General features: G+C 49.4%; 10 protein-coding genes. 3 read left to right on the plus strand and 7 right to left on the minus strand.

The window, feature by feature from the left end; all coding sequences use genetic code 11:
- Positions 1-94 precede the first annotated feature (94 nt).
- Together crtD and crtC are read left to right on the plus strand one after the other, a co-directional pair.
- The gene (gene crtD / locus HRQ87_RS00270; RefSeq protein ID WP_174134359.1) at positions 95-1633 is read left to right on the plus strand and encodes a 1-hydroxycarotenoid 3,4-desaturase CrtD; all 1539 of its coding nucleotides are present in this window, start codon (positions 95-97) and stop codon (positions 1631-1633) included.
- Complete coding sequence (gene crtC / locus HRQ87_RS00275; protein WP_174135316.1) at positions 1588-2472, plus strand: carotenoid 1,2-hydratase; 885 nt, start codon at positions 1588-1590, stop codon at positions 2470-2472. Before crtD ends, crtC begins: the two co-directional genes overlap by 46 nt.
- Here crtC and HRQ87_RS00280 read toward each other — a convergent pair.
- The 3 genes from HRQ87_RS00280 to HRQ87_RS00290 form a co-directional block, all read right to left on the minus strand.
- Positions 2469-3104, minus strand: coding sequence for a YrbL family protein (locus HRQ87_RS00280; RefSeq protein ID WP_174134360.1), 636 nt, complete (start codon positions 3102-3104; stop codon positions 2469-2471). The genes crtC and HRQ87_RS00280 overlap by 4 nt on opposite strands.
- Positions 3105-3233: 129 nt before the next feature.
- A complete protein-coding gene (locus HRQ87_RS00285) occupies positions 3234-5072 on the minus strand; it encodes an ABC transporter ATP-binding protein (protein ID WP_174134361.1) in 1839 nt (612 codons plus the stop codon).
- A 217-nt stretch (positions 5073-5289) separates the two neighbouring features.
- Complete coding sequence (locus tag HRQ87_RS00290) at positions 5290-5853, minus strand: hypothetical protein (protein WP_174134362.1); 564 nt, start codon at positions 5851-5853, stop codon at positions 5290-5292.
- A 194-nt stretch (positions 5854-6047) separates the two neighbouring features.
- Here HRQ87_RS00290 and HRQ87_RS00295 point away from each other — a divergent pair, with 194 nt between their 5' ends.
- The gene (locus HRQ87_RS00295; RefSeq protein ID WP_343035107.1) at positions 6048-7868 is read left to right on the plus strand and encodes an AfsR/SARP family transcriptional regulator; all 1821 of its coding nucleotides are present in this window, start codon (positions 6048-6050) and stop codon (positions 7866-7868) included.
- A gap of 338 nt (positions 7869-8206) precedes the next feature.
- On the opposite strand, the gene HRQ87_RS20110 is transcribed toward HRQ87_RS00295, so the two are convergent.
- From HRQ87_RS20110 to HRQ87_RS00315, 4 genes are all read right to left on the minus strand, one after another.
- Positions 8207-8416 carry a class I SAM-dependent methyltransferase gene (locus HRQ87_RS20110; protein ID WP_246251594.1) on the minus strand — a complete coding sequence of 70 codons (210 nt, stop codon included), beginning with the start codon at positions 8414-8416 and terminating at the stop codon, positions 8207-8209.
- A gap of 496 nt (positions 8417-8912) precedes the next feature.
- On the minus strand, positions 8913-9161 hold the full coding sequence (locus HRQ87_RS00305; protein WP_174134363.1) for a hypothetical protein: 249 nt from the start codon (positions 9159-9161) through the stop codon (positions 8913-8915).
- A gap of 103 nt (positions 9162-9264) precedes the next feature.
- Positions 9265-9960 (minus strand): YjbF family lipoprotein, encoded by a 696-nt coding sequence (locus HRQ87_RS00310; protein ID WP_174134364.1) that lies wholly within the window; start codon positions 9958-9960, stop codon positions 9265-9267.
- Positions 9957-12089 carry a YjbH domain-containing protein gene (locus tag HRQ87_RS00315; protein ID WP_174134365.1) on the minus strand — a complete coding sequence of 711 codons (2133 nt, stop codon included), beginning with the start codon at positions 12087-12089 and terminating at the stop codon, positions 9957-9959. Before HRQ87_RS00315 ends, HRQ87_RS00310 begins: the two co-directional genes overlap by 4 nt.
- Between the last annotated feature and the right edge of the window lie 22 nt (positions 12090-12111).

Consider the following 12111-nt stretch of genomic DNA (forward strand, 5'->3'; position numbering starts at 1 on the left):
CCAAAAGTGTCACTTTTATTGGACATTATATGTAAACTATACTGGACACATCTGTATCATTGAGTCAACTATCAGATGAATGATCGGATAGTTTATGAACATCCCAGACACAAAGGTGATTGTGATTGGTGCAGGCATTGGCGGGCTGTCGGCCGCTTTGCGTCTTGCGCATGCAGGCTTAGATGTGACCGTTCTGGAGCGTCACGCAAAACCAGGCGGCAAAATGCGTACTGTTCCGTCTGACGCCGGACCGGTTGATGCAGGTCCGACTGTGATGACCATGCGCCACGTTTTTGATGATCTATTCGCAGACGTGGGTGAAACATTGTCGGATCATGTCACGTTGGACCAAGAAAACATTCTTGCGCGTCACTGGTGGCAAGATGGATCATCACTGGATCTTCATTCTGATCCAGATCTTTCAGCTAAGGCCATTCGGGAATTCGCGGGCCCCAAAGCAGAAATGCAATTTCGTGCGTTCAGCACCCGCATGGCACATTTGTTTGATGCATTCGATGCCCCCATGATGCAAGCAGCGCAGCCTGATCTGACAAAGGTCACCGCGCGCGTTCTGCGTGAGCCGTCTTTGATCCCGAAAATGGCGCCATTATCCACTTTGGCCCGTGCACTACGCCGACAGTTCACAGACCCACGTCTTGCGCAATTGTTCGGGCGTTATGCAACTTATGTCGGTGGCTCGCCCTATCAATCGCCTGCGCTTTTAGGCCTGATTGCACATGCCGAAGCAAAGGGCGTCTGGCGTATAATGGGTGGTATGCATCTGCTAGCTGCCGCGATCGAACGGCTGGCCAAGGCAAAAGGCGCCAAATTTATTTATGATTGTGACGTTGATCGAATTGAAGTTCAGCAAGGTAAAATTCGTGCGGTACATGCAAAAGACGGACAGCATTATTTAACTAATCGGGTCATTTTTAACGGCGATCCACGTGCTCTGCGGCAAGGATTGCTTGGCAACACTACTATAACAGCGGTTGATGAAACAGCAACAGAACCACGCAGCCTGTCAGCCTATGTGTGGGCCTTTTCCGCTAACTATGAGGGCCCCAAACTTGCCCATCATAATGTCTTTTTCGGCGTAACCCCCCAGGCTGAATTTGATGCCTTGCAACAGGGCAAAATGCCCACTGACCCCACACTTTATGTCTGCGACCAAGGTAATGGGCGGTTTGAGATTATCATGAACGGCCCGCCACAAGAGACCCATAAACAGGAGTTTGAACAATGCCAGATACTGGTATTCAAGACACTGGCCCGGTTCGGACTAACCTTCGATCCACTTCCGGGACCCTCCAGCCTGACGACACCGGCAGATTTCAATCAGCTGTTTCCAGCGTCGGCCGGTTCCCTTTACGGGCGCAGCCCACATGGGATGATGGCAGCCTTTGCGCGACCGACGACGCGAACGAAGTTACCGGGCTTGTATCTGACTGGGGGCGGAACCCATCCGGGGGCGGGCATTCCGATGGCCACCCTCTCCGCCCGGCACGCGGCCGAGGCGATATTGACCGACCTTGCTTTAACATCGACGTCCCGCCAGACGGTTACGCCTGGTGGTACATTGACGGGATCAGCGACTGCGGTGAAAAAGCCGTCTCGGTCATCGGTTTTATAGGGTCGGTCTTTTCGCCTTGGTACCGCTGGTCGGGCCGCAAGAATCCCGCCAATCACTGCTGCATCAACGTTGCAACCTATGGTAAAGGCGGGCGTTTTACGATGACAGATCGCGGCGAAGCCGCATTGCGCGTATCAGACAATACATTCCAGGTTGGCCCCAGCCAGATGCACTGGAACGAATCACAGCTAGTGATTAATATTAACGAGGTTTCAGGCCCTCCGATCATCAGCCGTGTTCGCGGGCAAATCGTCATAACGCCTGATCATATAACCCATGTCGAAATGCCGCTGACCCCCGCCGGAACCCATGTCTGGCGGCCCTTTGCGCCAAAAGCACACATCAAAGTCGATCTAGAAAGTAAAGGCTGGCAATGGGAAGGGCACGGATATTTTGACGCGAACTTCGGCACCCGAGCACTTGAAGATGACTTTAGCTATTGGACATGGGGTCGATATCCTTTGTCGGATGGATCGCTTTGCTTTTATGACGCTGATCGGCGCGATGGATCCAAATTGGCCGTCGGTTTAAAGTTCGAAGATACAGGTGATATTCGTGTTTTGGATGCGTCACCCAAGGTGCCGTTCAAAAGATCAAAATGGCAGGTTCGCCGCGAAACTCGGGCCGATGCTGGATATCGGCCACATGAAGTCAAACCAATGCTGGATGCACCATTTTACACACGCGCGGCTGTACGCACCCAATTTGCGGGCGAAGAAACCATAGGTGTGCACGAAGCATTGGATCTGAACCGGTTTCGCAGTCCCTTGTTAAAACCAATGTTGGCCGTTCGCGTACCAAGGCGCAAAGGGTGGCAATTTCAAAGCGACGCCGATTAGAATGAAAATCGACGATCTTTCGCATTCCAGTTAAAGGCCATGCGATCAGCGAACTTTACTTGAAACTGCTGTTGTAATCGGCGATCGTTCAGGGATCGAAACCAGACGCGCAGAGGAATTGCAGTCAACTCACCAAACCCATCGATCGCACGAAAACAGTCGTTTTTGCGGTCATAAACAACATTGTCCTGCATCAGGTCCGTCGTAACAACCTGCAGATCGAAACAAGCTTGAACAAAATTGTTGAACTTGTTTAGCATTATATCATCGAATTCGCCTTGTTTGATAATCTGCCGCAATGTTTGCGCAAGATCCCCATGTCCATCGCATATTTTTTCACAGGTCAAACCCAGGCCCTTGCTGGTGTGAATCAATCCAATAATGGATGGAATAGGCAATGGCTTATCGTAATTGCCCGCCTTTTTGACAGTTCTGTAAACCATATCAATTTCGCGCAGATATTCGCGGGTATAACTGGGCTTTTTCAACCTCTCCCACAGACCCCGACACGCTTCCTTTTTCTGACGTCTGTCTGAAATCACCTTGATTAACAAACCATCATCATGCGGATGCTGATAGACATCTTTTTTGCCGCCTTTGGCAATCGGCTGCAATTTTTCAAGATCCAGCATTGGGGTTTTTTTACTTTTAGATTGTATCAGAGCAGTACAAACTTTACGAAACCACCGTTGAATTGACAAGTTGTATTCATGGATCACGTATCAGAATAGCAAGACCCCGGATCAAGCCCGGGATCTTGATTACTCTGCAGCAGCATCGCCCAAAAAACCGCCAGACTGTCGATGCCAAAGACCCGCGTAGATGCCATTATATTTCAATAACTGATCATGCGAGCCATCTTCGGCCACGCGTCCCGCATCCAGAACGACGATACGGTCCATCTGTGCGATGGTAGACAATCGGTGCGCAATGGCGATCACGGTTTTGCCCTGCATCACACCATAAAGCGTTTTCTGAATAGCGGCTTCGACCTCGCTATCCAACGCGCTTGTGGCTTCATCCAGAACCAAAACTGGGGCATCTTTGAGGATCATCCGCGCAATCGCGATCCGCTGGCGTTGGCCACCCGACAGTTGCACACCACGTTCCCCAACATAGGCGTTATACCCTGTTCGCCCTTTGGGATCGCGCAGCCCTTGGATAAATTCATGCGCCTCAGCATGTTTTGCGGCCTTGATCATCTGCGCCTCGGTCGCGTCAGGCCTACCATACAGGATATTGGCCCGGATTGAACGGTGCAGAAGCGAGCTGTCTTGGGTGACAACGCCAATCGTCTTGCGCAGACTATCTTGGGTCACACCTGCAATATCTTGCCCATCGATCAGGATGCGCCCCTGTTCGACATCGCGATATCGCAACAATAGGTTCACTAAGGATGACTTTCCTGCACCGGACCGACCCACCAGACCCACTTTCTGACCTGGTTCAATCGTCAAGCTGACCTGATCCAGCCCACCTTTCCCTTTGCCGTAGTGATGACTGATCGTATCGAATTCAATATGACCCACGCCCATATTCAAAGCAGGTGCCTTGGGTTCATCGACAACAGAGTGCGGCACGGAAATGCTGCGCAAACCTTCGCGGATCACACCGAAATGTTCAAAAAGCCGGATAGACACCCACATGATCCAGCCGCTCATCCCGTTCAAACGGATCGCCAATGCCATTGCGGCAGCCACATCACCAACGGTAACGCGATCAAGTGACCATAGGTAAACGGCCGTGCCGCCCACACCAACAAGCAAAAAACCATTCAGTAGGTTCAGAACCAGATGTAATTCTGTGGCCAGCCGTAAAAATCGATGCAGCCTTAACTGCAACCGCTTGAAAGCGGATAGCACATATTTTTCTTCGGCCTCGCCGTTAGCGAACAGCTTGACAGATTCAATATTGGTATAAGCATCCACGACCCGCCCCGTCACCAATGACCGACCATCGGACCATTTTTCCGAAGCATGTGCGACACGCACCACCAATGCCCGCATGTATGCAAGATACAGCACCAGCCAGATCGACAACATCAACGCTAGCCAAGGATTGATATGGCTGATGATCAGCGTGGCACCGATGATGTAAATCAGCGAAAACCAGATCGCTTCCATCATCATGTAAACAGAATCCTCGGTCGCAGATCCCATTTGCATAACGCGGTTTGCCAGACGACCAGCAAAGTCGTTCTGAAAAAAGCCCATGGATTGACCCAGCATATGCCGATGCGACCGCCATTGTGCCTGTACATGCAACGTTCCCACCAGTGTTTGTTCTAAAAACAAATGGTTGAGAAAAATCATAAGTGGCCGAAGCAGCAAGATAATAGCGGCTGCGATGATCATCTCGATGCCGTGCGCATCCCAAAATACGCTAGCCCCTGAATTACCCATCAGGTCGATCACACGCCCGGAATAAAAGATCAGCAAGCTTTCACCGACCGCGACGATCAGGCTGGTGATCGCCATAATGGGCAACCAGCCCCTGAGTGTTCTGACCTGCGACCAGATATAAGGCAGCAACGTCTTGGGCGGAGTCTTAGCCGCAAAAGGTTGAAAAGGGTCAACAAGATTTTCGAAAAAGCGAAACATGACGGTGTTCCTTGGGAACAAAAGGTGGAATATATGGGATGGGGGCTGGCGCGTGTTCGCCAAGCCTAACAGGACCGGCGTTTAGCGCTGATCTGGGGTCCTGTTATGAATCATCCGGCATTCCTCCGTCGTGTTGTCAGATTTTTATTACAGCATCTTTTCCCATACGTCACCCCGTACGAGTGAATTTTTGCCTATGGTCGTCCAAGCTGATGGATCAGCTGCATTTCAAATAACTTTCAAGAACATCGGACCACGTTGCGCTGGCATTAAAACCGGGAACAAAATCTTTGCGTGGTTTACCCTGAATAAAAGCCAAACCATGCTTGATCATGTATGACGGATGATAGCTTGGCGGTGCCAGACTGCCAACATGATTGCACACTGCCGAATGTCTTGGTGAACCGGTTTTGCCAAAACGGGTAAATGCACGTCCTAATTCTTTTTGTGCAACTTCTCCCTGCGACGCAGAGGTTTCGATAGAGAGTACGTGGCTTGCCTGTCGCGCAGAAATATCAGCCACGCGCTGCGTGTCATATCGCGCAAAAAGTTGCATGACGATATACAGTTCAACGGCATCATCAAATCGACCTTGCTTCATGCAGTCTTGAACACCCAGACCAAGATCTGGTGGCGTTAGATCAGAGGTGATGTCCGATAAGGCAATGCATTCCAAATCCCGTGTTGGCGAAAGATCACCAGGGGTTTCATGAAGTATGATTTCGGAAAAACTGATCGAACATGATAATAGAAATACGACAAAAGCCGAAAATATCCGCATTGCAATGCCTCGTCAAAAATCGAAATGGATAATACAAATATAGTAATTTACCATGGTATCTTACACCAGCCTTAATCGATTATATTTGGTTGGAAAAGCGGACAATATACAGAACAGATCTATGTCTATAGAAATATTGCAGCATTTTGCGAGTTTTCGCTTTACCCCTGTGGGACTCTGCGCAAGAATCAAACGTGACTAACGTAGAAAATACGCAACAGGGGCCTGCTATTACCAAAGCACTTAAAAATATCTGGAATGAAGCTGATCCGGCTATAAAGATGTTTCTTTTTGGGCCGTTTACAGTTTTGGATGCCAACGAAGCTGATATCACGCCCAAATCCAAGAAATCGCGCGCGATACTTGCGATGTTGGCCGTGGCACCCCGCGGATCTAGAACTCGCGTTTGGCTGCGCCATAAGCTATGGAGTGACAGCGCGGAAGACCAGGCGTCTGCCAGTTTGCGTCAGGCATTATTAGATATTCGTCGTGCCTTTGGTGATATTGCGGATGATGTTATTCAGGCGGACAAGAACACCGTTTCGTTGAACATGGATGCGATCGACATTGATGCACTTGCTTTGATGGACCCCAATCGACAATTCGACGACAATGAACAAGCCGCTTTCAGCCCATCCGAATATTTTCTCGAAGGTCTTGAGGTCAAAGATCCAGAGTTTGATGAATGGCTTGTAAATGAACGTCAGATCTGGGAACGCCGTGTCGAAGACGCAGATTTCCAGCATGCCCTTGATCCAAAATCAGAACGCGCCGATTCTTTACCGCGTCAGGGAAACTTTGAACCCAATCGTGTTCCTGCAACAAACGCGCAACGCGAATGGCTGATTACGCTTTTGCCCGCCCAAATCTATGGTGACGGCTTAGCGATTGAACAAGTACAGGCAGATTTACAGCAGATGCTAACCCGGTCACTGATTCAAGTCGGTGATCTGAGAGTTGTCGATCTTGCCACTGCAGCAGCGCCATCCGTTAACGCGCCATGGATATCAGCACCGCCAAACAGCAGTGCGCTGTCTATGCAGATGCGATTTTATGCAGGTCCGTCGACACTGCGAACAGCCTTGATGTTTCAAAACCCACAGGATGCAACGCTGCTTTGGTCAGCCGAACGCAGCACGTATCGTCAGGATGCACGACGTTTGGGATCATCGTTTGCGCATGATCTGATTTCTCGCAGCGTTGATGAAACCATTCAGTTTTTTCTGCATCGCGACGGGTCTGAAATTGCTGAAGAAGATGCCCGTTTGTCAGCCGCTGTAGCCTATATGTTCAGACTATCGCGGGACGATCTGGACCGATCCGAGCGTATTTTACAGTGGCATCTGAAATTGAATAATTCCGCTCAAGCCAATGCTTGGATGGCGTTTCTGATGACATTTCGTGTGGGTCAACGGTTCAGCTTTGAAGACGCCGAAGTGATTGAAAAGGCGCAAACCCACGCCCGTAATGCACTTGAACTGGATCGTAACAACGCACTTGTCGCGACGCTTGTCGCACATGTTCATTCATATCTGTTTGGTGAATACGATTTTGCAGCCGGTCTGTTTGAAAGTGCGTTAAAGCGTAATCCAACAGTAACCCTGGCATGGGATCTTTACGCAATGCTGCATGCCTACGCCGGGCAGCCAAAGCGCGCAGCATCAATGGCACGATGGGCTTGCCATCTAGGTGCACAAAGTCCGATCAATTACTATTTCCAAACCACACGTGCAATTACAGCGAATTTCGCAGGTGAGCACAAAACAGCGATTGAAGCCGGTGCCATGGCACTGTCGGAACGGCCTGACTTCAATTCACTGTTGCGCGTTTTGGTGTCAAGTCACGCCCATCTTGGTGAATTTGATAAAGCCAGTCAGTATCTGGAACGCCTGCTTGCCGTAGAGCCGCATTTTTCTATCAAAGCCTTGCATGAAGCGGGTTATCCGGGACTTGAAACCAATGGCGGTCGGCATTTTCTTGAAGGTCTGATCAAAGCAGGTGTCGCACAAAGATAGTGGTGATGCAGCTTTTTACCCGCTGTATTGACCTGTCTAAATATGAAAATATCCAGCTAAGCTGTGATCACGACGTATCCATGAAAGGCTGTAATAGCTTATACCCAGCGACACGTGTTGCACAGCCAAATACGTGTTTCTTCATTGTCACCGTCAGACAAGCACTGCGTAATGCATTGGCTATATAGCCACTGTTTTCAAAATTACGCATATAAGTGCCGATCATGCTAAAGTCATGGGTGCCCTTTAAAAAAACCTTTCGATTTGAGGTAAAATTTGGCCAAGATATAAGCGATAAATCTGGCGTAATAGGCAGCCCTTTGGGTCTGATTCTTCAATCAAAGAAAACTGCCCGCTGGCTTCAAGATGCGAGCAATCTGATTGGCCAAAATAGATTGCTGGTCTGTATCAAAGGTTTTGAGACCAAATGTTGATACAACAAGATCCGCATAGTCAGCAGGAAGATCCATCTGTAAGATATCCGCCTCTAGATGCGTGATCTTATTTGCATATTGAACGTGAAGGCGTTCAACCGCCTCCAAATGCATACGGTGCGAAATATGAAGTGCTGTGATTCTGTCCAGGTCTGTGAACCGCCGAAGAAGATGTGGCCAAACCTCTACGCGTATCTGCCATCAGATCGACTGCAACAAACCAGATTGCTTTGGCCGGATCAGACGGGCAAAACACTGGCGACGCCACAGACAGATAAAACCAAAGGAACTTACAGCACTCCATCTTCGATAATTTGACGAGCACCGATCAAAAAGGTCAGCAACAAATGCAGTATCATAAATGCTAGGTTGCATACCGCCGCCAGCCTTCTTGCGGTTGAAAACGTGATTTAACTAAATTTGGGTAAAATACCGGCAATGAAAACGTGGGCATCTTAGAAAAGTGCCGCATAAAATCGGCTTTTCTGATATCATAAATATCAACATTTTCTTTCAAAAACAAATATTTATAAAAATCTTTCCACCAGACGAAGATCAGAAACAAAAAACGCCCGCAAATGCAGGCGTTGTTTTGTTATTTCGTAGCTCTTTAGTGATCAGAAGATGAATCGCCATCATCTGATGCAGCCGCTGCAATTGCAAGCAAGGCAACACCCGCCAGAACAACACCAGCTGTTCCAAGACCGCCAAGACCAAGTGACCCTTGGGGTTCACCTTGATTTTCGCTAACCACTACAGGTTCGCCTTCAACATTGGCGCCACCAACACTGCCCGCAAATGCGGAAGTCGATGAAAGCACAATGGCAGTAATCGTTGCCAGCGCAGTAAGGTTTTTCATGATCTGCTTCCTTTGTCGATTAAGCATTTGATAACAACATACAGTAAAAATTCACAACAAGCACGCCTTGTCTTAAATTTATACAATTTATTGCCGTTTTACCTCAGGGCTTTACTAAATAGGTATCTAAATACCCAACTGTTGGACTGACCCACTGGCGTGTACGGGTCATCGCACCAGATGTTGACGTCCAGAACAGATTTGTGATTTTTCGAGTGTCGCTTTGACAATCTTCTGAATATTGCCGCGTCGCTTGACGTGTCTGCGCAATTGTAACTGCTGTCGGCCCGATTGGGGTCATTGTACAACTGAATAATGTGCTGATTTTCTGTGATGTTGGGTCAAGAAATGTCATCTCGCGCGTATAACGCCCGCGCGTTCCCTGCGAAGATAAAGCAGCAAGTGTAGGGTTTGGGTTTGCGACATGAACGTCATTCCCCAATCCGCGCGTTGCAACCAAAACACCCTGACGCAGGCTGACTGATATGCTATCCTCGGTCAGATATGTACGCACACCGCGGTTATTACCAAGCAAGGTCAAGCTGGCCCATGCGTTCCGTTCGTCAAGATGTGCAACCCATGTTCTGGCGGGCAAAGATGCAACCTGCGCACGTGTAATAGATGTCGCCGGATTAAAGTTTGCATTTGCCGCCTGACGGTCTTTATTGCCGCGAAAGACATCGGCCAATGTGGTGGTCAATCCTTGCAATGCTGATGTTTCAAGCCCACTGCCACTGCTGCAAGACGCAAGCATGGGGAAACAAAGCAGCCACACGATCGGTTTGATCCGAAAAATCATCTTTGAACGCGCTCCCACGTATCGTTTAGCTGCGGTTCATGATAATCGCGCACAATTGGATACAACCGATCTTCGACTTGCAGTCGTGCGCCACCATCCCGCTGGAAGGGCCTGATAACAAGGTTGGCTGTCTCGCGCGATGGTTTGCTGGTTACGGTCGATATAGGAACGGTCAAAGTAATACCCTTGTCAAAAGACCCATCGCCAAATTCTTCGTATGACACGTCAGTAAAAGTTGCAAAGGCTGCAACGCGCCAGCCATTATCAAATTCACGCGCCAACGTGAACGTTCCGCCCTGATCACCCGCTAGATATTGCCCAATATCAACCTGAGCCTGAAAGCCGTTATTAAAATCATAATAGGCCGATAGAAATCCAGTGTATGCGTCAAAATCCAGCAGTTGTAGATCTTGATCGTAATCTCGCTTGCGCGCATAGTTCAATTCAGCCCCAAGGGCTAAACGGCTATCGACTGGCTTCCAAAGCATTTCTGTGGAAACACCTGCGTACATACGTTCCAGATATCCAGTTGATACACGGCCATAAAGGTTTGTGCCAGGACGAAAATGGTAGTCAACGGTCAGACGTTCCAATGCAGGATCACCTTCGCGATCATAACGTGGACGTTCTGTGCGAACGGGCTCCAGCTCAGATTCGCTGACGTCAACACCTTCGCTTAAGTTGCCGATAAGACGTTTGCGGATCGACCCGTTGAACGACAATCCGGGTGCTACATCATAGCGGCCAGCAACACGAACGCCGACATCAGCCTGTACAGGGTTTTCCAATCCGAACAACAAAGTCGAAACATAAGGGCCAATTGAATAATTGAAGCGGGGATACAGATCGTCAACGCGCTCTCCGCCAAGGGGCGTATCGGCAGCGTCTTCAATTTTGACCTGCTGCTTCAGACGGGCAGCACCATTTATATCGAACTCGGCACGCGCCAGATCACCGCGATCAATCGTGATTTTGGACAATGGTACCCCAAGGCGCGTTGGAACCAGAACAAAACGGCGGACCTGCTCGGGCATGGAATACGTGAGTGATCGCGCAGCCCGGCCAATGGCTTGCGCTTCGATATCGTATGTCGGATTTCTGAACCAGACTGTGGCAATTGCACCGTCGATCTTAAGGGACTCCATCTCAAGCCCCTGTTCCTTGAACAATTGAACGGTCGAAAGCGCGAGTTGGTCTTTCTGTGCAGTCGAAAGCTCTGGTGCGGCGCCCCAAGATTGGCTGGCTTGCAGGTCACGTTCGGTAACACGTACCGGCAAGGGCGCCGTTTCCGTGCCGTAAGCTGAATTTTTGGGGTTGAATATGAACGATACCTGGGCCCCAATTTCGCTGCCGTACATGTAATAGGCACCCAAAGCCAAACCGTCACGCGGGCGATACTGTATCCCGAAATTGAAAGGGGCTGCACGGTCCACGATGTCACGGCTGGATTCTTCGACATAATCATCAGAAGAATATTCAGCCTGCAGCGTTATATTTTCGGCAACATCCCATTCAGCACCACCAAAGAAAGCCATCGGCCCCCGGAACCAGCGCCCTTCGTTAATTGTGCCGCCCGTTGGTTCGAAATCCGTGGATCGGTCATCTGAACCAAATACGCTGGAAAATTCACCATAGGTCGCAAGTCGACCCCATCCAACACCTGTCGTGAAGCGCAGTTTGGGAACGATGGTTTTCGTGGCCACTATGTATTCAGCTGAGTTCAGACCCGTGCCAGCAAAGTCCTGAAGGCCCACTGTCACATCCGGTAAAATTCGCCCTTCATCCAGAACGCGATAACGCAAATCAAAACTACGATCATAATAGGTGTCGAACCCACTGTTCGGCCAATCCTGTGTGCCGCTATAGCGAAAACTACCGGACAAACGATCTGTAATCTGAAAGGTCAGTGTGTTTCGCGTGATGCCGGAAAAATGCGATACACTCACACCCAATTCACCATCAGGCAAACTTTGTGCACTGGGCATATCGATCAAACCCGGCACGCCCTGAAAATTCAAAGTTATAATATCAGGCTGCTCAGCCCGACTGGGGCCCAACACGCAGACCCCGAAAAATATAACCAGAAAGCTATGTCGCGAAACATATCCCACAGCACTGCCTCTTTTCATTTTATTCCATCGCTTATTTTTG

The sequence above is a fragment of the Parasulfitobacter algicola genome (assembly GCF_013315265.1).
Taxonomy (GTDB): Bacteria; Pseudomonadota; Alphaproteobacteria; order Rhodobacterales; family Rhodobacteraceae; genus Parasulfitobacter; species Parasulfitobacter algicola.